Source organism: Gemmatimonadota bacterium, assembly GCA_026702745.1.
Classification (GTDB): Bacteria; JAAXHH01; JAAXHH01; order JAAXHH01; family JAAXHH01; genus JAAXHH01.
The window spans coordinates 17,853-43,633 of sequence record JAPPBT010000025.1 but is presented as its reverse complement, the minus strand read 5'-3'; the positions used below and the strand labels follow the sequence as shown (position 1 = coordinate 43,633).

At 64.4% G+C, this 25,781-nt stretch carries 25 protein-coding genes and 1 pseudogene; 12 read left to right on the top strand and 14 right to left on the bottom strand.

The genetic code is table 11. The annotated features are described in order from the left end of the window. Nucleotides 1–17: 17 nt before the first annotated feature. The 3 genes from OXH56_04465 to OXH56_04455 all read right to left on the bottom strand — a co-directional run bounded on the left by OXH56_04465 (nucleotide 18) and on the right by OXH56_04455 (nucleotide 2,980). Nucleotides 18–635 (bottom strand): SAM-dependent chlorinase/fluorinase, encoded by a 618-nt coding sequence (locus OXH56_04465; GenBank protein ID MCY3554558.1) that lies wholly within the window; start codon nucleotides 633–635, stop codon nucleotides 18–20. Between the two features lie 205 nt (nucleotides 636–840). Continuing rightward, the gene (locus tag OXH56_04460) at nucleotides 841–1,662 is read right to left on the bottom strand and encodes a phytanoyl-CoA dioxygenase family protein (protein MCY3554557.1); all 822 of its coding nucleotides are present in this window, start codon (nucleotides 1,660–1,662) and stop codon (nucleotides 841–843) included. A gap of 85 nt (nucleotides 1,663–1,747) precedes the next feature. Next, nucleotides 1,748–2,980, bottom strand: coding sequence for a PLP-dependent aminotransferase family protein (locus OXH56_04455; GenBank protein MCY3554556.1), 1,233 nt, complete (start codon nucleotides 2,978–2,980; stop codon nucleotides 1,748–1,750). Nucleotides 2,981–3,366: 386 nt separating this feature from the next. Here OXH56_04455 and OXH56_04450 point away from each other — a divergent pair, with 386 nt between their 5' ends. Next, the gene (locus OXH56_04450) at nucleotides 3,367–3,624 is read left to right on the top strand and encodes a transcriptional coactivator p15/PC4 family protein (GenBank protein ID MCY3554555.1); all 258 of its coding nucleotides are present in this window, start codon (nucleotides 3,367–3,369) and stop codon (nucleotides 3,622–3,624) included. A 46-nt stretch (nucleotides 3,625–3,670) separates the two neighbouring features. On the opposite strand, the gene OXH56_04445 is transcribed toward OXH56_04450, so the two are convergent. Both OXH56_04445 and OXH56_04440 read right to left on the bottom strand, forming a co-directional pair. Continuing rightward, nucleotides 3,671–4,279, bottom strand: a complete 609-nt coding sequence (locus OXH56_04445; protein MCY3554554.1) for a DNA-3-methyladenine glycosylase I — start codon at nucleotides 4,277–4,279, stop codon at nucleotides 3,671–3,673. A 3-nt stretch (nucleotides 4,280–4,282) separates the two neighbouring features. Further along, nucleotides 4,283–4,897: pseudogene (locus tag OXH56_04440) on the bottom strand (histidine phosphatase family protein). Between the two features lie 292 nt (nucleotides 4,898–5,189). Between OXH56_04440 and OXH56_04435 the strand changes: the two are divergent. The 4 genes from OXH56_04435 to OXH56_04420 are packed head-to-tail and all read left to right on the top strand — an operon-like array spanning nucleotide 5,190 to nucleotide 9,542. Continuing rightward, nucleotides 5,190–6,299 (top strand): ABC transporter ATP-binding protein, encoded by a 1,110-nt coding sequence (locus OXH56_04435; GenBank protein MCY3554553.1) that lies wholly within the window; start codon nucleotides 5,190–5,192, stop codon nucleotides 6,297–6,299. Next, on the top strand, nucleotides 6,296–7,429 hold the full coding sequence (locus tag OXH56_04430; GenBank protein ID MCY3554552.1) for an ABC transporter substrate-binding protein: 1,134 nt from the start codon (nucleotides 6,296–6,298) through the stop codon (nucleotides 7,427–7,429). Before OXH56_04435 ends, OXH56_04430 begins: the two co-directional genes overlap by 4 nt. Beyond that, nucleotides 7,426–8,682, top strand: coding sequence for an ABC transporter permease (locus OXH56_04425; protein MCY3554551.1), 1,257 nt, complete (start codon nucleotides 7,426–7,428; stop codon nucleotides 8,680–8,682). The genes OXH56_04430 and OXH56_04425 overlap by 4 nt, the downstream gene beginning before the upstream one ends. Continuing rightward, on the top strand, nucleotides 8,682–9,542 hold the full coding sequence (locus OXH56_04420; protein MCY3554550.1) for an ABC transporter permease: 861 nt from the start codon (nucleotides 8,682–8,684) through the stop codon (nucleotides 9,540–9,542). Before OXH56_04425 ends, OXH56_04420 begins: the two co-directional genes overlap by 1 nt. A 62-nt stretch (nucleotides 9,543–9,604) precedes the next feature. Here the strand turns inward: OXH56_04420 and OXH56_04415 are convergent, their stop codons facing one another. The 4 genes from OXH56_04415 to OXH56_04400 form a co-directional block, all read right to left on the bottom strand. Next, nucleotides 9,605–10,696, bottom strand: coding sequence for an aromatic ring-hydroxylating dioxygenase subunit alpha (locus tag OXH56_04415; GenBank protein ID MCY3554549.1), 1,092 nt, complete (start codon nucleotides 10,694–10,696; stop codon nucleotides 9,605–9,607). 34 nt (nucleotides 10,697–10,730) lie between these two features. After that, a complete protein-coding gene (locus OXH56_04410) occupies nucleotides 10,731–13,583 on the bottom strand; it encodes a pitrilysin family protein (protein MCY3554548.1) in 2,853 nt (950 codons plus the stop codon). A 189-nt stretch (nucleotides 13,584–13,772) separates the two neighbouring features. Beyond that, on the bottom strand, nucleotides 13,773–14,837 hold the full coding sequence (locus tag OXH56_04405; GenBank protein ID MCY3554547.1) for a Gfo/Idh/MocA family oxidoreductase: 1,065 nt from the start codon (nucleotides 14,835–14,837) through the stop codon (nucleotides 13,773–13,775). Nucleotides 14,838–14,887: 50 nt separating this feature from the next. Beyond that, entirely contained in the window at nucleotides 14,888–15,517 is a 630-nt protein-coding gene (locus OXH56_04400) for a hypothetical protein (GenBank protein MCY3554546.1), read from the bottom strand. A 205-nt stretch (nucleotides 15,518–15,722) separates the two neighbouring features. On the opposite strand from OXH56_04400, the gene OXH56_04395 reads away from it, so the two are divergent. From OXH56_04395 to OXH56_04385, 3 genes are all read left to right on the top strand, one after another. Further along, entirely contained in the window at nucleotides 15,723–16,031 is a 309-nt protein-coding gene (locus OXH56_04395) for a metalloregulator ArsR/SmtB family transcription factor (GenBank protein ID MCY3554545.1), read from the top strand. A gap of 31 nt (nucleotides 16,032–16,062) precedes the next feature. Continuing rightward, nucleotides 16,063–16,545 carry a VOC family protein gene (locus tag OXH56_04390; protein ID MCY3554544.1) on the top strand — a complete coding sequence of 161 codons (483 nt, stop codon included), beginning with the start codon at nucleotides 16,063–16,065 and terminating at the stop codon, nucleotides 16,543–16,545. Nucleotides 16,546–16,662: 117 nt separating this feature from the next. Continuing rightward, nucleotides 16,663–17,781, top strand: a complete 1,119-nt coding sequence (locus OXH56_04385; GenBank protein MCY3554543.1) for a PLP-dependent transferase — start codon at nucleotides 16,663–16,665, stop codon at nucleotides 17,779–17,781. Between the two features lie 49 nt (nucleotides 17,782–17,830). On the opposite strand, the gene OXH56_04380 is transcribed toward OXH56_04385, so the two are convergent. Then, on the bottom strand, nucleotides 17,831–18,139 hold the full coding sequence (locus OXH56_04380) for a hypothetical protein (GenBank protein MCY3554542.1): 309 nt from the start codon (nucleotides 18,137–18,139) through the stop codon (nucleotides 17,831–17,833). A 352-nt stretch (nucleotides 18,140–18,491) separates the two neighbouring features. Between OXH56_04380 and OXH56_04375 the strand changes: the two genes are divergently transcribed. The 3 genes from OXH56_04375 to OXH56_04365 all read left to right on the top strand — a co-directional run bounded on the left by OXH56_04375 (nucleotide 18,492) and on the right by OXH56_04365 (nucleotide 21,238). After that, nucleotides 18,492–19,760, top strand: a complete 1,269-nt coding sequence (locus OXH56_04375; GenBank protein MCY3554541.1) for a Gfo/Idh/MocA family oxidoreductase — start codon at nucleotides 18,492–18,494, stop codon at nucleotides 19,758–19,760. 72 nt (nucleotides 19,761–19,832) lie between these two features. Beyond that, nucleotides 19,833–20,684: a sugar phosphate isomerase/epimerase gene (locus OXH56_04370; protein MCY3554540.1), complete on the top strand. Its 852-nt coding sequence runs from the start codon at nucleotides 19,833–19,835 to the stop codon at nucleotides 20,682–20,684. A 137-nt stretch (nucleotides 20,685–20,821) separates the two neighbouring features. Then, entirely contained in the window at nucleotides 20,822–21,238 is a 417-nt protein-coding gene (locus OXH56_04365) for a BrxA/BrxB family bacilliredoxin (protein ID MCY3554539.1), read from the top strand. A 27-nt stretch (nucleotides 21,239–21,265) separates the two neighbouring features. Here the strand turns inward: OXH56_04365 and queF are convergent, their stop codons facing one another. From queF to OXH56_04350, 3 genes are read right to left on the bottom strand one after another with little or no spacing between them, the layout of a single operon-like run. Continuing rightward, on the bottom strand, nucleotides 21,266–21,664 hold the full coding sequence (gene queF, locus OXH56_04360; protein ID MCY3554538.1) for a preQ(1) synthase: 399 nt from the start codon (nucleotides 21,662–21,664) through the stop codon (nucleotides 21,266–21,268). 47 nt (nucleotides 21,665–21,711) lie between these two features. Further along, complete coding sequence (locus OXH56_04355; protein MCY3554537.1) at nucleotides 21,712–22,908, bottom strand: hypothetical protein; 1,197 nt, start codon at nucleotides 22,906–22,908, stop codon at nucleotides 21,712–21,714. Between the two features lie 16 nt (nucleotides 22,909–22,924). Further along, nucleotides 22,925–24,079, bottom strand: a complete 1,155-nt coding sequence (locus OXH56_04350) for an inositol-3-phosphate synthase (protein ID MCY3554536.1) — start codon at nucleotides 24,077–24,079, stop codon at nucleotides 22,925–22,927. 256 nt (nucleotides 24,080–24,335) lie between these two features. Between OXH56_04350 and OXH56_04345 the strand changes: the two genes are divergently transcribed. Then, a complete protein-coding gene (locus OXH56_04345) occupies nucleotides 24,336–25,262 on the top strand; it encodes a LysR family transcriptional regulator (protein MCY3554535.1) in 927 nt (308 codons plus the stop codon). On the opposite strand, the gene OXH56_04340 is transcribed toward OXH56_04345, so the two are convergent. After that, nucleotides 25,253–25,747, bottom strand: coding sequence for a cytochrome c-type biogenesis protein CcmH (locus OXH56_04340; GenBank protein MCY3554534.1), 495 nt, complete (start codon nucleotides 25,745–25,747; stop codon nucleotides 25,253–25,255). The two genes, OXH56_04345 and OXH56_04340, sit on opposite strands and share 10 nt — an antisense overlap. Between the last annotated feature and the right edge of the window lie 34 nt (nucleotides 25,748–25,781).

Below are 25,781 nucleotides of genomic sequence, written 5' to 3'. Positions count from 1 at the left end.
CGCGCCGCCCTCAGGCTTTACGGGGCAGGCTGCGTGGTGGCTTCTTCCTCTCCGCCCATGGACGCGTCCGAGTCACCGTCTTCCGCGCCCTCGTCGTCCATGCCGCCTTCACCTTCGTCCATGCCGCCTTCACCTTCGTCCATTTCGCCTTCGCCCATCTCGCCTTCACCCATTTCGCCTTCGTCCATCTCGCCTTCTTCCATTTCCGGGGCATCGGCGGCCATGACGTGGAGCATGTCGCCTACCGCGGCGCCGATGTCGGTCGCGGCGTTGCCGCCGTTAATGGCGATCTGTAGCGTGCCGGACTCCTCGTCCATCCGGGCGAGCCAGGCGCCTTCGGCCACATCGCCGTAATCGGTGACCATGGGCATGACGAGGGTCTGTTCGTTATGGGTCACCGAAATCCAGCCGTCGGTGGCGAATCCAGCTTCCATCAACTGATCGCTCGTGGCGTTCGTGTTGATATTGGCGAACTCCTCGCTGATACTGCTGACCTCGACGTTGATCATGGCAACGTCCATGGCCATCTCTTCGGTTGCCGCCTCTTCCATGGCCGCATCTTCGGCCCCGCCGCAGCCATAGAGGCCGAACGCGCCTACCATACAGGCCAACAGGTATGATGTAAACCGCTTCATGATCATATTCCTTTCACGTGGAAATCCCATCGTGGTGGATTGGAAAAAGTGACGCTTTGTAATGTAGAGGATAATACGTACTGCGCTGACTTCTTTGTCATCGGCTATACGTACTTTATTTATAGGGTATATAACTCAAATTCGCAACTATTAATCGCTTGAATTGCTACCGAATTGCTACCGGGACCGGCGGCCGGGGATCAGGTCACGCGCCGGATTCGGCGGTGGCGGCGCCATGCTCGGCGGTGGCGGCGAGTTCCGCCCACTGCCTGCGTCCCACTTCCTTGACCCGGCCGTCGTCCCACTTGCCCAGGGGCCGGTAGGAAGGATGGCCCGGTCGGTCCTGGCAGGGATTGTGCCGGGTGTTGTAGCAGCAGATGAGGCTCCACCTCGGGTCGTCGCTCTCGTTCGGGTCCGAACGGTGCAGCACGTTCGCGTGGAAGAACAGCGCCGTGCCGGGTGACATTTCGCAGTACACGTGGTCCAGGTGCTCCAGCGCGAGTTCCACCCGCTTCGGGTCGGCTCCCACCTGGGTGCCGTACCGACCGTGTTCGATCCGGCCCAGGCGGTGCGAACCCCGTATGACCTGGAGGCAGCCGTTGCCCCTGTGGGCCCGGTCCACCGCGATGTAGCAGCTGGCCATGTCGGGATAGAGCGCCTGGTTGTGGTACCAGTATCCGTAATCCTGGTGCCACTCCCACGCGCCGCCGACGCGGGGTTCCTTGACCATCATCTTGTAGTGGTACAGGTAGACCTCGTCACCCATGAGCCGCTCCAGCGTATCAACCATGCGCCGGCCGTGGCAGATGGCGTTGTAGATGTCCTCCCGGTCCGTGTCCGAGGTCAGCCACAGCTTGCTTTCGCGGCCCTCGGTATCCTCGGCGGCGCGGACGAGCGAGGCCTTCTCACCGTCGTGACGGCCCACGTTGAGGAGGAGTTCCATTTCTTCCTCGTCGTAAAGACCGTCCACCATCAGGTAGCCGTCTTCCCGGAACCTTTTCTCGTGTTTTTCGGTGAGGCGGAACATGATTTGCTCCAAGATGGACGTACGGTGCTTGCCTGGCGACGCCGGCGGCATCCCCGGCGGCGTGGTCGGCGCGGACGGCGCGCCCCTACACGCCGATGCGGTCTCGGTGGCGCCGTTCGACGTGGTGCGCGACCGAGCGGCACACCCGGGAGATCCCTTCGCCGATGAGCGACTGGTCGAGGAAGCTGTAACACAGGCGGAACTGGTTCGCGCCTCGGCCGTCGGTGTAAAACGAAGGCCCGGCCACGTAAGCCACCTTCTCATGCTCGACGGCCCATGCCAGCATCGCCGTGGAGTCGATCCCTTCGGGCGCGGTCAGCCACACGTAGAACCCGCCATCCGGGCGGGTCCAGGTCAGGCCGGGCGGGGCGTGCTCCTTCAGTGCGTCCAGGGTAACGTCACGCTTGGCCTGGTATAGCGCCCTGGACAGCACGATCTGGGAGTCCATCAGGCCCTGGCGGCCGTATTCGTAGACGATGCGCTGCCCGAGAGTGCTGGAACACTGGTCGCTCCCCAGCTTCGCCTGGCACAACTGGGCGATGACGGGTGGCGGCGCCGCGATCCAACCGAGGCGGATACCCGGCCCGAAGATCTTGGAGAAGGTGCTGACGAACAACACACCATCGGGATTCAGCGCCTTGAGCGAAGGTGGGGGTGCGTGCTCGAAGTACAGTTCCGCATAGGCGTGGTCTTCCAGGATGGGGATGTTGAACCGGTCGGCGAGTTCGACCAGCCTGCGCCGCCGTTCCAGGGGCATGGTCACACCGCCCGGGTTCTGAAACGTCGGCATGGTGTAGATCAGCTTGGCCCGCTTGCCCCGGCGTTCCAGTTCCGCAAGCTGCACTTCCAGGAGGTCCACGCGCATGCCTTCGTCATCGATATCCACCGCGACGAAATCCACGTCGTAGCACCGGAAGACCGAGAACGCGGTCAGGTAGGTGGGGGCTTCCACGACGATGACGTCACCTGGGTTGAGCAGCATCTTGGCGATGAGGTCCATGGCCTCTATGCCGCCCGTGGTGACGATAATGTCGTCCACGGTGGCGGTCACGCCCTCGACGGGCCCCATCCGGCCGGCGATCCACTCCCTCAGGGCCGTGTAACCCGCCGTGGGACCATATTGAAGCGACATGCTGCCGTGCGTTTCGAAGACCTGGACGGCGACTTCCTTCATCGCCTCCATGGGAAACGTGGCATCGTCCGGCAAGCCGCCTGCAAAGGAGAGCACGTCCGGCCGTTCCGCCAGCTTGAGCAGCTCAATGACCGCGGTATCGCCAATGAGATCCATGCGGTCCGCATATACATCCCGCCATTCCATCAATAACCCCCTGCGTAAATCCTTTGCATACGTACAACCGTGATCGAACCGAACCGCGGCCGGCCCTGCGTCCGTCGATCGGTTAGAGGCACCCGGCCGGTCACTGGATTCCTCACGTTCGACGATCCTTCGAGACCGCTGCGCGCGTGCATTATTTTACGGTCCGGACCGTGGGAAAACAAGACCAAATTTCCTTGACACAGGTGTGGATGCATGTCTAATCATGGCCTTCAAATGGTGGTCAATGTTGATCATCGTGTCATGATATTCATCGTATACACGGTTTCATGTGGTCATGGTGTACAATGTGTATACGGTGCATAATGTGTGCATAATGTGTGCATCGTGTTCCAGCACGCCCATCTACCGCTTCGCGAGGTATATACATGGCCGAGGACAGCCAGGTCGTAGCCAGTTTCCAGAAAAACAGCCAGGAAGAGTTCCGCTTCACCATCACGTCCTTCCGCGGTAACGAGTACGCCGATATCCGGATCTACTACGAGAACGACGGCGATTTCCTGCCCAGCAGGAAGGGCATCACCGTCTCACCGGAGGCATGGAAATCCTTCCGTTCCTGTCTCGACGAGCTGGAATCGGAACTCAAGGAACGCAACCTGCTCAAGGACGAAGAAGGAGAAGGCTGACTAGCGGCCGCCGGTCCGGCCCCGCCGATCACTCCGGGCGCGCTAACTAGCCCACCCGGTGCCCTTGCCCGGCGAGGAAGCACTCCGGGTCGTGGCGAATGGGAAGATAACCCGTGCTCATGAGGAACTCGCCGACGATCTCGGGGCCCATGAAGCGGAAGGTTTTTTTGAACACCGCCACCCATTCGTCCAGCGAAGCGCAGGTCTGGTCGTTCAGCCAGGCCGCGAAGGATCCGTGTTCCGCCCGGATCTTCTGGATGACCCGCGCGTTGTGGATGGCCGCGTCGATCTTGAGCCGGTTCCGGATGATGCGGGCGTCCCCGAGAAGGCGCGCTCGATCCTCGTCGCCATAGGCCGCGACACAGTCCACGTCGAACCCCTCGAAGGCCTCCCTCAGCGCCTTTCGCTTCTTCAACACCGTCAGCCAGCTCAGTCCGGCCTGGTTGATCTCCAGCACCAATCGCTCGAAGAAATCGTCGTCCCGGGTCAGGGGAAAGCCGTACTCGTCGTCGTGGTAGGCGGCCAGTATGGGGTCCTTGAACGTCCATGCGCAACGCTTCCGGTCATCGGTCTCTTCGACGAACTCACCCGTCCGGAAGGGGTGGTTGTCCACCCCGGTGATCCACGTCTCGGGCAGGTGCCGTACACAGTTCATCAGGGCCAGGTGCGTATAGGTGGGCGTGATGATGAAACGGGTGACGGAGGTATTCGCGAACCAGTCGATCCGGTCGTGCCCCATGCCCGGGGTGTTCAGGATCACCCCCACGAGGAACCGCATGAACGCCCCGTGGCTCACCAGGACGACGCATTCCCCCGTGTGGCCGAACTCGTCGTGGATCCTACGGGCGACCCGCTCCGCCCGGGCCTGGGCCGCGTCGTAGTCCTCCCAGGGACGGCACTTCCACCATCCCTCCTCGTCGAACTCGTCGCCGAGACGGACGCCCGGAAAGCCACGCTCGATTTCAGAGCGCTTCATGCCGGGCCTGCCTTCATAGTCCGCATTGCCCACGCCGGACTGGACCCCGCCCTGTTCGTGGAGGTCGATCCACGCCTCCACGGACCGACCCGTCTGGCGGATGTAGGGGGCGATGGTTTCCAGGGTGCGGAGGAACGGACTGACGAATACGCGCGTGGGGCGAAGGTGGCGGATGCGGTTTACGAGGTACTCGGCCTGCCGGTATCCGAGGGCGGACAGGGCGGGATCGTCGGTGCGCTCTTCCTGCGGACGGGCATTGTTCTCGGATTCCGCGTGGCGGATGATGTAGAGTTCCATGGGGTCGGGCGGTCTTTCTCCTGGAAGGCGGGCGGTGGTTGTGGAAAATGGGTCGGCACCGGCACAGTTGACGGGTTGGCGGACAAGTTGGTTGACAGGTCGGCGTCGACGACCGCGGACCCGCTTCGCAGCGGCACGATTCCAACACGGCGGACGCGCCGTCCGCTCGAACCGACATAAGGTATATTCCCGGTCCTGCTCTCGAAAGGAAAAGGTTTGACAGGCTGGACGGCGCGGGTTAAGGTTCCCACCTGATTCCGAACGGCTCATTCTCCGCCTGGAGCGTGCCTAAATGGAAGGATCCGGCCGGCCCTACGTCGAATACCGCAAGGTCAGCAAAAGCTATGACGGAACGACCACGGTAGTTGACGGCGTCGACCTGGACATCCGCAAGGGAGAGTTTCTCACCCTCCTGGGTCCTTCCGGTTCGGGCAAGACCACCTGCCTCATGATGCTGGCCGGCTTCGAGACGCCCACCTCCGGCGAGATCCTCGTGGACGGCCGCTCCATCCACAACCTGCCGCCCCGCAAGCGCGGCATCGGCATGGTGTTCCAGAACTACGCCCTCTTCCCCCACATGACGGTGGGGGCCAATCTCGCTTTTCCTCTCGAGGTCCGCGGAATGGACCGCGGCCAGTGCCGGGAACGGGTGGAACGGGTCCTGCAGCTGGTGCAGCTGGAAGGATTCGAGCACCGGCGTCCCGGCCAGCTTTCCGGCGGGCAGCAACAGCGCGTGGCCATCGCCCGCGCCCTGGTATTCGATCCCGAACTGGTCCTCATGGACGAACCCCTCGGCGCGCTGGACCGCCGGCTCCGCGAGGAAATGCAGTACGAGATCCGCCGCATCCACAAGACGTTGGGCGTCACGGTCGTGTACGTCACCCACGACCAGCAGGAGGCCATGGTCATGTCGGACCGCATCGCCGTGCTGCGGGACGGCAGGGTCGAACAGGTGGCCGATCCCGAGACGCTCTACGAGGAACCGCAGCGCTCCTTCGTGGCCCGTTTCATCGGGGAGAACAACCGGCTGCACGGCAAGGTGATGGGCATCGAGGGGGACATATGCGAAGTGTTCGTGGGCGGTGAGATCATCGAGGCGATCCGCATCGCGCCTTGCCAGGTGGGCGACACCGCAACGCTTTCCATCCGACCCGAGCGCGTGGCCGTCTCGCCGAAATCCGGGCTTTACACCAACGAAATGGTGGCCCTGATCGAGGATATCACGTTCCTGGGCGACTACCTGCGCCTGCGTGTCTCGGTGTGCCGCACGTCCGATTTCATCATCAAGATACCCAATACCGTCGGCCACGGCGCCCTGCTTGCGGGCGACAAGATCCTCATCGGGTGGACGCCGACCGACTGCCGGGTACTCGACCCCGAAACGGAAGGAAAAGGCGAATGACGCACATGTTCACCATGAGACGACGCTTCCCGCTTCCGGCCCTGGCCACACTGCTTCCGGGCCTGGCCGTGGCTGTACTGGTCCTTCTGCTTTGCGGACATGCCGCCGCGCAGGAGCGGACACTGACGCTGGTGAGCTGGGGCGGCGCATACGCCCGCGCCTGCGAGAAGGGATACATCGAACGTTTCGAGCGGGAAACGGGGATCGACGTTCAGATCGAAGACTACAATGGCGGCCTGGCGCAGATCCGAGCCCAGGTCGACGTGGGCAACGTGTACTGGGACGTCGTCGACATGGAACTGCCGGACATGGTAAGGGGCTGCGACGAAGGTCTCCTCGTACCCATCGACGTCGACGAACTGGCCCCGGGCGCCGACGGAACTCCGGCGGCGGACGATCTGCCCGAAGACGGCCTCACGGAATGCGGCCCGACCAACCTGTTCTACTCGACGGTCGTCGTCTACAACGACGCGCGGATCGGGACATCGAAACCTGCTTCCATCGCGGATTTCTTCGACCTGGAGAAGTTCCCGGGAAGACGGGGCATGCGCCGCTCCCCGCTGGCGAATCTCGAGTTCGCCCTGATGGCCGACGGCGTCGCGGCGGACGAAGTCTACGCCACGCTGGACACCGAAGCGGGCGTGCGCCGGGCCTTCCGGAAACTGGATTCCATCAAGGACCGGATCGTCTGGTGGGAAGCCGGCGCGCAGCCGCCCCAGATGCTGGCCGACGGCGAAGTGGTGATGACCACGGCGTACAACGGACGGATCTTCAACGCACAGGTCCTGGAAGAACAGCCCTTCGTCATCGTATGGGACGGACAGCTCCTGGACACGGGAGGCCTTGTGATCGTGGAGGGCACGCGGAACCTGGAGGCGGCGAAGCAGTTCGTCCGCTTCGCCAATACGGCGCGGGCCATGGCGGACGTAGGCCGGTACATCTCCTACAGTCCCACGCGCCGTTCCGCACTGGACCTGATCTCGACCCACGCGGAGACCGGTGTCGACATGAGACCGCACATGCCGACCAGCCCCGATAACATCGGCCGCGCCCTGCACAACGACTGGGAATGGTGGAGCGACAACGGCGAAGAGATGAACGAGCGCTTCAGCACGTGGCTGGCACGATGAGCGAGAACCCCGAGAATACGTCCGGCCGACCCTGGTACGCCTCCCGGTCCGGCCGCACGCCCGGGCCCCGGTTCGACCCCCGGTTGCGCGCGGGGTTGCTGGTGTTGCCGCTCCTGGTTTTCGTCGGGGTGACCTTCCTCGCGCCCCTGGCGAACATGCTGGTCCGGAGCGTTTACGATCCGGTGGTCGCCGACGCCCTCCCCGAGACCCTCGAGCGGCTGCAAGCCTGGGACGGCCGGGGCCTGCCGGACGATGCGGTCTACGAAGCGCTGGCCCGCGAACTGCTCGCGGCCCGGGAGGACCGCACACTCGGCCAGGTGGCCACGCGGGTGAACCGGGTACAGTCCGGACTGCGCAGCGCGCTGACGCGCACCGCCCGGAGGCTGCGAAACGTCGATGAAGGGCCGTGGTCCGAGGCCATGACCGGCATCCACGCGGCCTGGGGAGAGACCGGGACCTGGCGCGCGCTGCGGGAGGCCGGCGACCGGTATACGTCGCGCCACTACCTGAACGCCGTCGATCTGCAACGCGATCCCGGCGGATCCATCGCCTTCCAGCCTGAGGACCGCCGGATCTACCTGTTCCTGCTCTGGCGCACCCTGCTCGTGAGCCTGGGGGTCACCGCCCTGTGCCTGCTCATCGGCTATCCCGTCGCGCGGCTGATCGCCCACGCCCCACCCAGGCGCGCCAACCTGCTCCTGATCCTGGTCCTCGTGCCCTTCTGGACTTCCCTCCTCGTGCGTACGACCTCGTGGATCGTGCTCCTGCAGAACCAGGGCGTCCTCAACGACATGCTCGTTTTTCTGGGCGTCATCGGGGACGACGGCCGGCTGGCCATGATCTACAACATGACCGGCACCTTCGTGGCCATGACCCACGTGCTGCTCCCGTTCATGGTGCTGCCGCTCTACTCGGTCATGAGCGCCATTCCGCGGGTGCAATCGAGTGCGGCTGAATCGCTGGGCGCGACCCCGTGGCAGTCCTTCTGGCGGGTGTACTGGCCACAGACCCTGCCCGGCGTGGGCGCCGGTTCCCTGCTCGTGTTCATCCTCGCCATCGGGTACTACATCACCCCGGCCCTGGTGGGCGGCAGCACGGGACAGCTCATCTCCAACATGATCGCCTTCCACATGCAGTCGTCGCTGAACTGGAGTCTCGCGGCGGCGCTGGGCGGCATCCTGCTGGTCTGCGTGGCGGGGCTTTACGTGCTCTACGACCGGCTCGTGGGCATTGAACGGATGAGGCTGGGCTGATGACGACAACGACGACAACGACGACAACGACGACAACGACATCTACGACGACCGCCGGCCACGGATTCTGGCACATCGCGTACCTCGGATTCTGCGTACTCGTCTTCGCCTTCCTGATCGCGCCGATCCTGGTGATCGTGCCGCTGAGCTTCAACGCCGAGCCCTATTTCACCTTTACCGAGGGCATGCTCCGCCTGGACGCCGACGCCTGGTCCCTGCGGTGGTACCGCCAGATCGTGGAGGACGAGGAGTGGTCTCGGGCGCTGGCGAACAGCCTGCTCATCGGGGTCTCCGCCACGGTACTCGCCACGGCGCTCGGCACGCTCGCCGCGCTGGGCCTGTCCAACCCGGCCATGCCGGCCCGCCGCTTCGCCACGGGACTGCTGATTTCCCCCATGGTCACGCCCGTCATCATTTCGGCCGCGGGGATGTTCTTCTTCTACTCCAACCTGGGCCTGGCTCAGACCCACCTCGGGCTGGTCCTCGCCCATGCCGCCCTGGGCACGCCTTTCGTCGTGATTACGGTCACCGCCACGCTGGCCGGGTACGACCAGAACCTCTCACGGGCCGCTGCGAGCATGGGCGCCGGTCCCCTGACGGTGTTCCGGCGTGTTCAGCTCCCCCTCATCGCCCCGGGAGTCGTCTCCGGGGGGATCTTCGCCTTCGCCGCGTCCTTCGACGAGGTCGTCGTGGTGCTCTTTATGGGCGGGATCGAGCAGCGGACCATACCGCGCCAGATGTGGTCGGGCATCCGCGAGGAGATCAGCCCCGCCATCCTGGCCGTGGCCGTCTTCCTCATCGTCTTCGCGGTGTTGTTCCTGTTGACCGTGGAGTGGCTCAGGAGGCGGAACGCGCGGTAGGTGGGTTGTTGGGAAGTGCCGGGTCGTGCGGGAAGGCGGCAGGGGCACCGCAGGTAAGGTGGTCAGCCCGTTTCCGCGCCGTTCATGTACTCGTTCATCAGTGAATGGAAGTGGTGCACGCCGTTCTCCCGCTTGACGGAGAACCGGCCCTGGTTGTAGGACGCGGACTGCAGCCCGCGCTGCACGTGCTCGCAGATGAAGATGTCCTCTTCCTGGATCTCGTCGCCGAAGTCCACCAGGTTGTCCACGTCCTGTTCCATGTCGGGTGACAGGTACCATTCGAAGATGGTCAGGCAGCGGTCGTGGCCCAGGGGCACCACCAGGTTGGTCTGCATCTGGCCCAGGTAGATGTTGAGCATGAGCGTGGGGAAGACCCAGTAGTACTGCGTGTCGCCCTGGTCCTGCTCCGTCGGCAGGTAGCGGCGCGGTCCCTTGTACCCCTTCTTCTCCGGACCGAAGATCGGGGCGTGCTGGATGGAGTAGTAACGGAAGGGCTCCACCCGGTACGCGTCGTAGTCGATCTCGCGGTACAGTCCCGGATGCACGACCGGCAGGTGATAGCCTTCCAGGTAGTTGTCCACGTACACCTTCCAGTTGCAGTTCATTTCGTAGTCGCGGCGCTTGGCCCATTTCATTTCGCCGATGTTGTGGGCAGCCGCGCGTTTTCCGATGTCGCCCAGGAAAGCATCCAGAGGCGGCGCTTCCGCGTCCAGGTTGACGAAGAGCAGGGGGCCCCACTGGCTCACGCGCACCGGTTCGAGCGCCATGGCGCACCGGTCCAGGGCCTGCACTTCCTCGAACTCCGGCGCGTGGCGCAGCGAGCCGTCCAGGTTGTAGGTCCACCCGTGGTAGTAGCAGACGAAGGTCCGCCGGTTGCCCTGCTCCAGGGCCACGGGGCCGGCCCGGTGCTTGCACACGTTGTAGAAAGCGCGGACCACGTCATCGGCCCCGCGGGCGATGACCACCGGCTCTCCCGCCACGTCCACCGTGAAGTAGTCCCCGACGTCGGCCACCTGGTCCGCCCGGCCCACGAGCTGCCAGGTCCTGCGGAACATGTCTTTGTATTCACGCTGGAGGAATGCCGGATCGGTGTACCAGGATGACGGAAGCGTCCAGGCGGTTTCGATGTTTTTGTCGAAGGGGTGGTCCTTCATGTCGTCGGTCTCCTCGCCGGCCAGCGAATCCTGGCTACAGCGCGTCCGGATCCGCGGCCTCCGGCACCTCGGCCGAGGCCGGCGCCCGGGCGGGCGGCTGCGCCTCGGGGTCCAGCAACTCCGGCACGGGAAGACCCCGGTCGGCCAGCTGCGTCTCGATGGCGGCACGGTCCCCCACGAGCAGGTAGCTCGCGCGTCGCGCATCGAGGTATTTGCGAGCGGCAGACCGCACCTCCTCAAGGCTGACCGACTTCAGGTTCTCCACCGCGTCCCGCATGTCCGACATGGGCCGCTCCGAACTCCACAGTGCGCCGATGCTGCCGGCGATGCGTCTCAGGGATTCGAACCGCTGCGCGTAACCTCGGATCCGTCCGGTGCGCGCTTCCTCGAGTTCTTCTTCGCGCACCGGCCGTTCACCGCCCAGTCCGGCCATTTCGGACATCAGTTCCTTCACGACCTCGCCGGTCTTGTCCGCCTGGATCGACGTCTGCACCTTCCAGTATCCGGAGACGCCGAGCAGGCCCAGCGAAGTGGATACGCCGTAGGTATAGCCTTTTTCTTCCCGCAGGTTCTGGTTGAGGCGGGACTGGAATCCGCCGCCCCAGATCGCGTCCACGAGCCGGAGGGCGTGGTAGTCGGGCGTATCGCGGTTCGGTGCGTCGATGAACTGGCAGACCACGGTCTGCGGCGCGCCGGGGCGGTCCACCAGGTAAATACGGTTCGATTTCCGGTCCGGGGAGGGATCCGGGACCTCCTTCGCCGGCCGGACGTCGACGCTCCACGAGCCGAAACGCTGGTCCGCCAACTTCATCGCCTGGTCGCGGGTAATGTCGCCTACGAACACCAGGGCGGACTGATCCGGCCGCCAGTTCTCCTCGTAGGCCCGGGCGATCTCGTACCGCGACATTTCGGCAACGGAAGACGCGTAGCCCTGCACCGGCCGGCCATAGGGATGATCCTCGCCGAATACCAGTCCGGGGCACAACCGCTGGGCGAGGGACTGGGGATGGGAGGCCTGTTGCTTGAGGTGGTCCAGGTGGCGGTGGCGTTCCCGCTCCAGCTCCTCTTCGGGGAACAGGGGATTGCGTGCGACGTCGGCGAAAAGGGCCATGGCCGCGGAAAGCTTGTCGGTCAGCACGTCCAGTCCGATCCGGGCCGATTCAAGATACATGGATTTTCCGATGACCGTTCCCAGCCGGCTCAGGGCCTCGTCAAGGTCCAGCGCGCCGTAGCCCCGCGTGCCCTTGTCCATGGTCTGCAGCATGAGCTGGGACATCCCGCACCGGTCGGGCGGATCGTGCACACCGCCGGACTTCACGTTCAGCGAAACGGCGACCTTCGGCAGCTCGTGGTGCTCGACGACCAGTACCTCCAGGCCGTTGTCCAGCCGGTCCTCGTGCACCTCCGGCGTCTCAAAGGGCGTGTCCGACCCGAGCGCCGGGACCACGGACCGGTCGAGGACGCCATCCGCGGCCGCCTGCGCCGGTCCGTCCCCCTCTGCCTGCGCGGACGGCGATCCGTCCTCCGCCTGCGCCGCGGCCGTGCCCGCCGCCCGCGCCGCTGACGAGCCTGACCCGGCCACCGCCTTCGGGAGCGTATCGGGGAAGTAACGGAGCGTCAGGCCGTGGCGGGATACCAGCCACCGTTTGACCGCTTCGGAGATCTTCGAAGCGGTCAGGTTCCGGAACCGGTCGTGCTCGACGTGGAAGTACCCCGGGTCGTTCTTGTAGGTATTCGATTCGTTCAACCGGTCGGCCTTGCCGCCGAAACCGCCGATGCGCTCCAGGCTGGAGACGTACTGGTACTCCCAGACCGTGCGGGCGCGTTCCACCTCGTCCCGGGTCGGACCACCGGACGCCAGTTTCGCGATCTGGCCGGTGACCAGGTCTTCAACTTCCCGGACTTCGCAGCCCGGCCGGACGGTCGCGATGACGCCGAAGAGGCCGGCAATCTCCCTGGCGAAGTTGAAGACGCTGACCTCGGTGCACAGTCTTCGGTCGTAGACCAGCAGCTTTTCGAGTCGGGAAGACAGGCCGTCACCCAGCACGGCCGCGGCCGCGTCGAGCGCCGTTTCCTCGGGTTCGAACCGTTGCGGCGCCGGCCAGATCATGTGGACCCGGGCCTGGGGCACGCGGTCGGTGACCTCAACGATCTTCCCCTCGGCCAGGGCGGGCACCCAGCGGCGCTGGCGCTCGAGGAGCGGACCCGGTTCAAGCCCGCCGTAGTAATGGGCTACTCGGTCCCGGGCTTGATCTTTGTCGAAATCACCGGCGATGACCAGCGACAGGTTGTTCGGCGTATAGTAAGTCCGGAAGAACTCGGCCACCTCGTCGACCCCGGCCGCTTCCAGGTCCTCGTGCCGGCCGATGACGGGCCAGGAATAGGGATGGCCGGCGGGGTAGAGGTGTTCGTTGACCAGTTCGTACCAGCGGCCGTAGGGCTGGTTCTCCGTGGTCTGGCGGCGCTCGTTGCGGACGACCTCGCGCTGGTTCTCGAAGTTCTCCCGCGTGAGCGCGTCCGCCAGGGTGGCGACGCGGTCCGATTCCAGCCAGAGCACGTATTCGAGGTTGCCGGAAGGCACGGTGGCGAAGTAGTTGGTGCGGTCGTTGCTCGTAGTGCCGTTGACGCCGCCTTCCCGCAGGTTGCCGCCCGCCTGTTCGATGTACTTGAAATACCCATTCGGCGCGTTCTGCGACCCCTCGAACATCAGGTGTTCGAAGAGGTGGGCGAACCCGGTCCGGCCGGGCCGTTCCACCTTGGAACCCACGTGAAACCAGTGATTGACGTGCACCACGGGCAGCTTGCGGTCCACGTGCAGGATGGCCTGCAACCCGTTCGGCAAGACGAATTTCTCGAAGGATACCTGGGGAAGGTCCGATTGAGCCATGGCTTATCCCCCGAAAGTGGAAACCAAGATAGACTGACGAAGAACAAGTGTGCGGTGTTACGCGCGTTCGAAGACGCGCCGCGCACGGACCGAGCCCGGAGTCACACGCGCTCCAGGACGCGTCGCGCACGGGCCGTTCCCGGAGTCACACGCGCTCCAGGACGCGCCGCGCACGGACCGAGCCCGGAGTCACACGCGCTCCAGGACGCCAGACTTTGACGAACGGTAGGCGGCGTCCAGGATCATGACCGAACGCATGGCCGCGTAACCGGGCGTATAGTTCTCCACGTCCCGTCCGAGCACCAGGTCGGCGAAGTTCTCCGGCGGCCCCTCGCAGCTGTAGGCGCCGGCGTCGGGGGCCACGTCGTGGACCTGGTCTTGCCCGTCGTGCCGGTGGATCGCGAGGCGGGCGCGTTCGACGTCGAGCAGCAGCATGCCTTCCGAGCCGAATACCCGGATGTCGAGCTGGAACATCTGCCCCTCCGGGATGTCTCCCGACCCCGACAGGGCACCGATCACGCCGTCCTCGAAGCGCACCGTCACGGCGTCGTACATCTCCACCCTGGATTCCGCCTCGGTCATCATGGCGAAGACTTCGCGGGGCACCAGGCCCGTGAGCCAGGACATGAGGCCCAGGCTGTGGGACATCTGCGCGTGCCCGTAGCCGCCGTCGGCCACCACGGGGTCGGCCCAGGTGGCCGGATCGGGCGCGAAGAGTCCGCCGCCGTTGGCCTCGTGGTCGAAGTCCAGTCCCTGGAGCAGGCCCCGGATGGGCGAGGCCATGTGGCAGAGGACGGACTCGGTGTTCCCGACGACCCCGGCGTCGAGCTGCCGCTTGGCTTCCTGGATATAGGGCTTGTGGTGCCACCCGTAAGGTACGAGCAGGTGAAGCCCCTTCTCGTCCGCCAGCCGGACCAGTTCCCTTGCGTCGGCGCTTTTCGTGCACATGGGCTTTTCGACCATGACGTGCAACCCGCGCTCCAGCGCCGCGGCGGCGTGCTCGAAGTGCAGCGTATGGGGACTGGACACCACCACGCCGTCGAGCTCGACCTCGTCCAGCATCCGCCGGTAGTCTTCCGTCCCGTAGGGCACGTCGAAGGCTTCCTGGACCTGCCGTAATTCGTTCTGCCCGAGCCGGCAGACGGCCGAAAGTTCCACGTCCCCGGCCTCGTCCGCCCGTTTACGAAGTACCGGCAGGTGATTGGCCGTGGCCCACCACCCGGTGCCGATGAATCCAATGCGTGCAGTGTCCATGATCGGTTCCTGTCGGTAGATTCCTATGGTTTTCAGGTCGTGCCGTGTCTTTAAGAACGCGTGCCGCGAAAAACGCCGCCCGTCGTGGCGTCCACGATCCAGACTTCATTCTGCCAGAGCGTGAACCCGTGCGGTTCCGGTCCCTCCACGTCCAGCCGGTCCAGCTGCTTGCCCGTATCGGGGTCGTACAGGAACAGGGCGCGATGATTGGTCTCCACGCACCATAGCCTGCCGTTGTCCCAAGCAATGCCGTGGGGCCGGTCGCCCGGTGCGGGGAAGGACTGCAGCACGGTCCATGCGTCGGGATCCATGCGGTAGATAGTGGCGTCCGGTGGCGACGACATCCACAGTTCCCCATCCCGCCACTCCAGGCCGTGCGCGCCAGTTTTCTTCGCGCCCGGCGTGGGGTAGCGCTCCAGCGTCCGACCGGAACCGGGATCGATCTTCAGGGTCTCGCAGCTGTAGGTGGACGACACCCAGAGATGGACGCCGCTGTGGGTGATCCCGCTGCCCCGGTCGGAGTCGCTGTCGAAGATCCGCAGCGTCGCGCCGTCCCGGTAATCGTGCAGGCTGATCCGGTTGTCGCCCTGATCCAGTATCCAGAGGCCTTCGGTCGTGGCCTGCAGCCCGTTGGGATGGGGGCCGGGCGTGTCGAAGACGTGGCTGAGCGCGAGTTTCATTCTGCAGCCTTTCTGAAAAATGGTACTGCTGTACAGGGAAACCGGAGAGGAACACCATCCCAAAAAATGCACCCGCGCCACCGGGCTGTCAAGATACAAAGGAAGCGTCGGAACCGGATGTCCCGCCCGTCCTCCGGGCGTCGACGACGGCATGAAAAAAGAATTGACGCGCGGACACCATTACAATATTTTTAGAAATATGGAAATGATTAGCGCGGAATCCGCTCATGCCTCACTCGAGGCCGATCAGAAACACGCCGAAGCCTTCAAGGCGCTGAGCCACGGGACACGGCTGGCGATCTTCTACCATCTCGTCCGCCGGGGCGAAGGGGGCGATACCGTCGGGAACCTGCAGGAAGCGCTCGGCGTACCCTGGGCGACCCTGTCCCACCACCTGGACGTCCTGCGCCGCGCCGATCTGCTGGCGTCCCGGCGCGAAGAACGGTATATCTACTACCGGGTGCGGCCCGAACGGGTAAGCGACCTGGTGCGCCTGCTTACCGCCTGCTGTTAACCGTCTCACCTGTCGATACCGGAGGAAGTCCATGTCAGACTACCCCAAGATCCACTTGTCCTTTCCCGTACGCGACCTGGACCGAAGTATCGAATTCTACAAGAAGTTCTTTGGCGAGGATCCCGTGAAGACCCATCCCGGTTACGTCAAGTTCCTGCCGTCCATTGCCCCCCTGAACCTGGCCCTGTACGCGGATGGGAAGGCGAAGGGCGACGGGGCGAACCATTTCGGCATCGAGGTCGAGGACCACGAATCGGTCCTGCGGCACCTGCTGCGGATCAGGATATCCGGACTGGAAACCAGGGAAGAAATGGACTGCGACTGCTGTTTCGCCAACCAGGACAAGTTCTGGGTAGAGGACCCGGACGGCCGCGAATGGGAGATCTACGTGCTGAACCGGGATCTGGATGAACCCGGCGGGCGGGATGAAGAAGAGTGTTGCGCGGAACTTAAGTCCGGCGACCCTGCCGAACAGGCGCGTTCGTCCGACGCGACAACGTGCTGCGGCGGTTAGCAAAGATCCGGCGGCCGCGGACAGCGCACGCTGACCGGGCGAGTTGGACCAAGGTACCGGCCTGCTGCGGACTGCGAGCCGGACCGGTCACCAATGGTTACCGAACGGGAGCAAATCATGAAGCCAGACACGCTGCTGGTCCACGCGGGGGGAGGATTGGAACCCGGCTCGGGGGCCATCGCGCCTTCCATGCACCTCTCGACCACCTTCGAGCACACGCCGGAGGGCGAGGCGACGCACGACCACGTCTACATCCGGATGGGCAACCCGACCCAGGACCGGCTGGAAGAAGCCCTGTCGGCCATCGAGGACGGCGCGGAGTCCCTCGTCTACGCATCGGGCATGGCGGCGGTAACGGGCTGCGTGCAGACGCTCGAGCCGGGCGCTCACGTGCTGATGCACCGGGACGTGTACAGCGTCACCCGCGCGGTCGGTAAGGAGCTCCTGCCGAACTGGAACATCGAGGTGAGCGACGTGGACATGACCGACCTGGACGCGGTCGGGCGCGCCATGCGGCCCCATACGGCGCTGCTCTGGGCGGAGACCCCGTCGAATCCCGCCATGGACGTCATCGACATCGGCGCGGTGGCCGGCATCGCCCACGCCGCCGGCGCCCTGCTGGTCGTGGACAACACCTTCGCCACGCCGGTGATGCAGCGGCCCCTGCAACACGGCGCCGACATCGTCATGCATTCCATGACCAAGTACCTGGGCGGCCATAGCGACGTGCAGGGCGGCGCGCTCGTGTTCCGTGAAGGCGGAGACCGGTTCGAACGCGCGCGGCGTGTGCGCACGATCACCGGCGGCGTGCTCTCGCCCTTCAACACCTGGCTGGTCCTGCGGGGATTGCGGTCACTGGGCTGCCGCATGGCGCGCCACGTGGCCAATGCGGAGGCCATTGCCGCGGCGATGGCCGGTCATCCGGGGATCGAGGGCGTCGATTATCCCGGCCTGCCCGATCACCCGGGACACGCCGTCGCGACGCGGCAGATGGATGGGTACGGCGGCATGCTGTCCCTGCGGGTCAGGGGCACGCGGGAGGACGCGCTGCGAGTCGCAAGCAAGGTCAGGCTGATACGGAACGCCACGAGCCTGGGCGGTGTGGAAAGCCTGATCGAGCACCGTCAGTCCATCGAGGGGCCTGGGTCGGTAACGACGCCCAACCTGCTCCGGCTGTCCCCCGGACTGGAAGCGGCCGAGGACCTGATCGGCGACCTGGTGCAGGCGCTGGAGTGAAACCGGCGGGTTGCACTGTATGAGCCCGGGTCGGTGGGGCGCGCAGGGATTATGCCGCGGGCCAGCAGGTTCCGCAGGGGGCGTATTCTTCCTCCGCCTTGTCGACGGCTATGGCCCTGGCATTGCCGTTCAGGAATCTGCAGTCCGACCGGTGATACTTCGAGCCCCCATCGGTGACGTAAACGATCGGCACGTCCAGATCCGTATCGGATTTCGAAGGCCAGAACCGGTTGTTGACGGTCAGTTCGATACCCTTTTCGAGCAGTTCTTCCGCCATCGCCCGGATCAGCCTGCGCCTGTGCCACGTGAAGGCGGTGAGCGCCGCCGTTGCGGCCATGGCAATGATCAGTCTTAACATGGTTTCCTTATCCTTTTATTCAAGGTCGGCGGCTTCTTGCACGGCCCGGTCGCCGAAACGCGTCGCCAACGTCGGGAATACCCGTGAATGCCCGTTGATGGCGCCGGGTTTCTGATGATGGTTCAATATAACGATTTCGACCTCGAAAAACAAGCGTGAGCACGCCGGTCAGACGGAATTTCACCGTTTCGGAAGCTTTGTCATCACACGATTCGAAGCCTTGACTACGCGTTATCCGGGGGCTTGACAGCGCGCGGTCCGGAGCCTATTATAAGTCGTTCTGGTTGACCCGCTCGGTACGCATTACCGCATTTCTTCATTCAACCTGACGACAGCATAAACAGGAGCAAAAATGTCGAAGATCAGACTGGGACTGGTGGGTTGCGGCGGCATGGGGCACCGGCACCTCTACGGCCTGGCAGAACTGCACCGGACCGGCCTCTGCCGGTTCGAGCCCGTGGTGGCCTGCGACCCCCGCAGGGAGAACGCCGAATCCCTGGCCGGACACGTTGAAGACCATTTCGGCATCCGTCCGGCAGTGGTCGCGAGCCTGGACGAGGTGGACGCCGGCGATCTGCAGGCCGTCGACATCTGCACCGATCCGCGCCACCATCACACGGTGTGCGCCGATGCGGCGTCCAGGGGATGGGACGTGATGACGGAGAAGCCCATGGGTCTCACGGTCCGCGCCTGCCGCCTCATGCGCGAAGCCACGGACGGGGCCGGGCGCATCCTGTCGGTCGCCGAGAACTACCGCCGGGATCCGGTAAACCGGCTTGCCAAGGCTCTGCTGGACGCCGGCGTGATCGGAACGCCACGATACATGGTCCATAACACGGCCGGCGGCAGCAACAAGATGCTGATCACCGTGTGGCGGCACCTGAAGAACGTCAGCGGCTTGCTGCTCGACGTGGGCGTTCATTTCGCGGACATCCTGGAGTACTTCATGGGGCCGGTGTCGGACATCTACGCCCAGACGCGGCTCCATGAGAAGATTCGCTACAACGACATGGCGGGCAAAGATCCCGCGACGGCTTCCCGAAACTCGCCGGCCGGGGTCTATGAGCACTGGCAGGCGGAGATGCCCGCTGAATTCGAGGTGACCGCCGAGGACGCGGCCTATGCCACGCTGACCTTCCAAAGCGGCGCGGTCTGCCAGTACCTGGAAGAGCACGCGACCTTCGGCAAGGGATTCTGGCACCGGGGCATATACGGTTCATCCGGGTCGATGGAACTGCCCGGCGACCGTTCCGGCCAGTCGTTCACCATTGCCCTGGAAGGCAAGACCATCGAGGGAGACGCCCTCCTGGACCTCGTGCCGGACTTCGCCCTGGACGAGGCGACCGCGGCGCTGTTCGGTGGCGAGCGCATGTGGAAATACAGTTTCCCCTTCCCGGAAACGGACCGCAAGATCATCGCCATCGAGTATGCCGACTTCGCGGAGGCCATCGATGAAGGACGCCAGCCCGAGGTGGACGGCTACATGGGCATGCGTTCGGTCGCCGTCTCCTACGGCATCATGGAATCGGGCGAGGCGGGCAGGGCCGTCACCATGGACGAGATCATGGCGGACGAGACCAACGGCTACCAGCAGGAAATCAACGAAAGCCTGGGCATCTGAAGTAGAGACGCCCGAGGCGGCGTTGAGTCACGGCATGGCCGACCGGCATTGCGGCCGCAGAGACGGAGATCTATGAAACTCGGCTATTCCACCTGGGGCATGCCGGCCGTCGAGTTGGACGAAGCGGTACCCCACCTGGCTTCCCTGGGTTACGACGGCATCGAAATCACCGTCATTCCGGGCTATGTCACGGAGCTTGGCACGCTCGACGCCGAGGAACGCCGCCGGATCCGCGGCCTCTTCGCAAAGCACGGCGTGGAGATGCCCGCCATCGCCGGGCACACCAGCCTCCTCGAGCCCGACGTGCGCCTGCACGCCGCCAACATGAAACGGCTTATGGAGACCGTGGATCTTTGCGCGGACCTGACCATGGACCATCTCGTGCCCTGCCTGGACACCACGCCCGGCGGCCGGCCAGGCGGGCCAGAGGATTGGACCGGCGTGCGGGACCGGTTGCTGAACGAGACGGGCGATCTCGTGGATTACGGCGCCCGCCACGGCGTGGTCATTGCCATGGAGCCCCACATCGGCTGCTGCCTCTGCGACGTGGAGCGGACCCTGTGGCTGCTCGAGCAGATCGATTCCGAGTACCTGAAGCTCAACTACGACATCAGCCACTTCGATGTGGCCGGCGTGCCCACGGCGGAAAGCGTGGCGGCCCTGGCGCCCTACACCGTGCACACCCACGTGAAGGACCAGCGGGGCCGGGTGCCGGACTTCGAGTTCCTGATCCCCGGCGAGGGCGATTTCGATTACGTGGAGTACCTGGACGCCATGCAGGCGGCGGGATACGACGATTACATTACCGTGGAAGTGAGCATGATGGTGCAGCAGCGCGAGGACTACGATCCCCTGGACGCAGCCGGCCTGGCCTACCGTACGCTGGAGGCTGCCTTCGAGGCGTCGCAGGCGGAGCGAACTTAGGGAGGGCCGCGGGGGACGCCGCGTGAAAGTTAACATTTAATAGTAAATTGAATTGAATCGTTGGTCGCGCAGGTATAATATACGATCATCGCCTGAATGATCGTGACGCTCATCAAAACCCGAGGAGGCATCACAGCATGTACGATCCCGTACTCGTTGAACCCATGCGCCGGGAGCTGACGGACCTGGGCGTGGAAGAGTTGAAGACCGCCGACGAGGTGGACGCGCTGTTGGAGGAGCACGAGGGTACGGCGCTGGTCGTGGTCAATTCCGTCTGCGGCTGCGCGGCGGCCAATGCCCGGCCCGGCGTCGCCATGGCCCTGCAGAACAGGAAAAAGCCGGACCGGATCACCACGGTCTTCGCCGGCATGGACCTGGAAGCCACGAGCAAGGCGAGGGATTACTTCAAGGGGTATTTCCCGTCATCGCCGCAGATCGCGCTGATGAAGGACGGCCAGGTGGCGTTCATGCTGGAACGTCATGACATCGAGGGCCGCACGGCGCTCGACGTGGCCCAGCGGCTGATGATGGCCTTCAACGAACACTGCGGTTAGGCCGGGAGCCCGGTTCGAACGCCGTTTTTAATTCTTCTCGTACTCCGCCGTGCAGGTCGTGTGGATGCCGCCGCGTTTCCGGTAGTCGGTACTGACTGTCATGCGGACCGGCTGTACGGCGGCGGCGAGGTCGTCGAGGATCCGGCGCGTGACGTGCTCCTGCACCATGCCGACGTTCCGGTAGGAGAGCAGGTAGTACTTGTAGGACCGCAGTTCGAGGACCTTCTCGTCCGGCACGTAGGACACGATCACCTCACCGAAATCCGGCAACCCCGTCCAGGGGCAGACCGCCGTAAACTCGTCCGTATCGATATCCACGTCGAGGGGATCGCCCTTGGATTCGTACGGGAAGGTCTCCAGGACTTCCGGCCTGATGGCCTCGGGGCCGTCGAAGTCGAACTGCTTCTGTCGGGGTTCGATGTTCATCGGTTCTTGTTCCCTCAAACGCTTCTTCCCTCAAACCTTTCCCGTGACTACACCCGGCCCGTGATATCCGGCGCCTCGGGGTCGACGCTGCCGCCCTCCGGCTGGGTGGCGACAGGCCTGCATGGCATTTCCGTATAGGATTTGTACGCGACGTCGAGCCACGGGGTTTCGATGCGGCGATGGTCTTCGTGCCGGCTGTTCATCACGGCGTCGACGATGCCCGTGACCAGCAGCGTCCGCTCGGGCGGGTACGGCGCGGCGCCCGTCAGGAAGAACTGCTGGATATTGGCGCACAGGTAGCCGAAGTGGGCGTGGTTGCCCTCGCGAACCAGGTTGAAGACGGCCCTGTGCACGTTGCCGTCGACCCGGGCGGCGTAGGCCCAGGTCTCGATGTAGCCGCCGAGCATGAGGGTCGTCGTCCTCAGCCCGTCGCGCCGCTCCACCAGGAAGACCGCCGGTTCCTTCGCGTGATCCCGCGCCGATCCTTCCGGCTTGCCGGGTATGGCGTCGAGGGCCGCATCCATCAGGTCCCGCGACCACAGGCCCTCCTCACAGGCCCGCCACATTTCGTCGCCTTCCAGGCACCGAACCGAAGCCACGCCCGTCTCCCCGCCGATCCGCCGCTCGACCATGCACTGCAGTGCCTCCAGGGTGTGGTAGCCGTAGGATTCGATCCCGCCGAACCCCACGGTAAGCGCCTCTTCGACGTTGGTTTCGAGGTCGTACTCGATCCACGGTTCGCGCCAGGCCAGGGGCAGGGAGGAGCCGGCCATCAGGGGGATGTCCAGTTCCTCCGCCCGGTTCCACATCCACTGTGCGTCCCGGTAGTCGTAGGCGAGGTGCTTGTCGCTGAACACGGGCACGGAACGGCCGCTCTCGGCGAAGACGCCGGCGATCTGCTCGAAGAAGTACCGCCGCGGATACATGTGGCGGCCCCGCTCGTTCCACGGGTAGTCGCCGTGCTCGCCGATGAGCAGCACCGCGTCCACCCCCAGGCTGTCGCCGCCCGCGTGCAGCGCGCGGCGTATGCTCGGGTAGACGGGCACGCCGAACTTCTCGGCCAGTTGCAGGCCGATGTCGTTCTCGAGGACATGGTCGATGTAGAGAGATACGACGTCCACTTCGGGGGCGAAGTATCCCTCGTCGACCGACCAGCCCTTCAGGAACTTGGAGACGATGACGTCCGCGTGGGCGCCGGGGAAATAGATCGTGCAGATGGCGGCGACGCGAAGGCGCTTGGCCATGGGTCCCTGTTCCCTGTCAGCTGCCGAGAACGGGTTCTTCGACCGGCACTTCCGCGGGGGCCTGCGCGGGCGCTTCCGCGGGACGGTCCGACTGCTTGCCGTATTCCTCGATGAACTCCTCCACCAGGCGGCGGCACACGTCGTCGGCGTACTGCTCGGGCGGGGACTTCATGAAGTAGGACGAAGGGCCGAGCTGGGGACCGCTGAGGCCGTTGTCCAGGGCCAGCTTGCAGCACCGCACCGCGTCGATGACCACGCCGGCCGAGTTGGGCGAATCCCAGACTTCCAGCTTGAGCTCGAGGTTCAGCGGCACGCCGCCGAAGGTCTCGCCTTCCATGCGGATGTGGCACCACTTGCGGTCTTCGAGCCACGGTACGTGGTCGCTGGGACCGACGTGGATGTTGTCCTCGCCCATGTCGTAACTGAGCTGGGACGTCACCGCGTTGGTCTTGCTTATCTTCTTGGACTCGAGCCGCGAGCGCTCCAGCATGTTGTAGAAATCGGTGTTGCCGCCGAAGTTGAGCTGGTAGGAGCGCAGGACCTTGACGCCGCGGTCCGCGAACAGGCGGGTCAGCACGCGGTGGGTGATGGTGGCGCCCACCTGGGACTTGATGTCGTCGCCGATGATGGGCAGGCCGTGCTTGCGGAATCGCTCCGGCCAGTGTCCCGTGCTCGCGATGAAGACCGGGACGCAGTTCACGAAGCCGCAGCCGGCCTGCAGGATCTGCTCCACGTACCACTTCGTGGCTTCCTCGCTGCCCACAGGCAGATAGCTTACCACCACGTCCGTCTTCGTTTCCTTCAGCACCTCGACCACGTCGACGGTATCACCCGTGTCCTTATCGATGACCTCGCTGAGGTACTTGCCGAGGCCGTCGTGGGTCATGCCCCGCTGCACAGGTACGCCCAGGTTCGGCACGTCGGCGAACTTCACCGTGTTGTTGGGATGGGCGAAAATGGCCTCGCTGAGGTCCTTGCCCACCTTGTCCGCACCCACGTCGAAGGCGGCCGAGAACTCGACGTCGCTGATGTGATAGCCACCCAGGTTGGCGTGCATCAGGCCCGGAATGAACTCGTCCTGCGCGGCGCTGCGGTAGTACTCCACGCCCTGCACCAGGGACGAGGCGCAGTTGCCCACGCCGACGATGGCCACTCTGACTTTGCTGCTCATGTTTTCCCCGCTTTCCTTCCGTCGCCGGGCCCGCGTCACGCACCTTGTCACGTGCTCAACGTCATGCGCTCAACGTCACGTGCTCAACGTCACGCGCTCAGAGTTACGCGCCCCCGGAGTATTGAAGAATGAATGAAATGCTCAATGGGATCTCCGATACATCTATCGCAATAAGAAACCTCATTTTTCATATAACTCAAATAAATAATTGTTATATTATCTATAGACGTTATCTATAGCTAAAAGAGTAAACACCATGAACCTGTACTACCTGCAGTACTTCCTGGCCGTCGCGCGGCGAGAGAGTTTCTCCCGTGCGGCGCGGGACATGCACGTGACGCAGCCCACGGTGAGCAACGGCGTGCGGGAACTGGAGGAGACGCTGGGCGTGAAGCTGTTCAACCGGGGAAGCCGCCACGTTTCGCTGACCATGGAAGGCCGGGCGCTGGTCGACTACGCCGTGCGCATCCAGGACCTCGCCGAGGAGGCGGAGAACCGGCTGGCCAGCGGGGACGTCCTGCCGGGCGAGGGATTCGCCTTCGGGGCCACCGACGCCGCGGTGACCTACCTGCTCACCGATATCCTCAAGCGCTACGTGGAGCGGTATCCGGAACTGGAACTGTCCGTGCACGTCTCGCCTTCCCAGTACCTGGTGGAGGAACTCCTGGCCAACCGGTCGGAGTTCGCCCTGATCACCCTGCCGTATACCCATCCCCGCATCGAGACCATGTCCATCTACCACGATGCCATGCCGCTTGTCGTCGGTGGCGGCCATCCCTTCGCCGGCCGGACGTCGGTCGTGCCGACTGAGGTGGCGGAACAGCCGCTGATCCTCTTTCACGAGGATTCCGTGTCGCGGCGGATCGTGGACGAACGATTCACCGAGGTGGGCGTGTCGCCGCGGGTCGTTATGGAAATGCGCAGTCCGGAGGCCATGCGGAAACTCGTGGAGGCCGGCGTGGGGATTTCCTTCCTGCCATCACTGACGGTCCAGGAATCCATCGCGGCCGGTACGCTTCGGGAGGTTGCCGTCGAGGGTTTCGAATTCAGCCGCGACATCGGCGTGGCCTGGCGACGCGGCCGGTACTTCAGCCCGGCGCTGGAAGTGCTGTTGGAGGATATCTTCGAAAGTTACGGCGAGGGTGAGGCCTGGGTGGAGCGGCAGAAACGGGATCAGTCGTAGGCGTTCAGTTCCGCGTCGATGCGGTCTCGGTGCCGGGGGTCGGCGGCCGGCCCTGCGACGGGCGCGGGATCACCACGGCTCATTCGTCCTGCCCGCCACCGGCGCAACGTGAGGAAGATGATCCCGGCGCCGACGAGGAACATGAGCGGTGTGAAGAGATAGGCCAGCCGGTTGAATCCGGCATTGGGCGGGGAGGAAAGGATGCGTTCCCCGTACATGGCCTTGTAATATTCGATGATATCCGTTTGCGTCTTTCCGTTGGCGAGCATTTCCCGGAGATCCTCTTTCATCCTTTCCGCGGTACCCGAGTAGTGCTGGCTCAGCGGGGCGCGCCAGCAGCATGGCGCGATCAACTGCTCCTCGACCAACGCGGCGAGGCGTTCCCTGGCTTCGGCCATGACCGAGTTTACCTGTGAAATGGCCGTGCTGGCCGCTGCCAGAAGAACGATTAACGGTATGATGAGGAAGAGGGTGGCTCGTCGCATGGATCCCGTCGGGCTGGTTGTGAAGGCCGCGGTC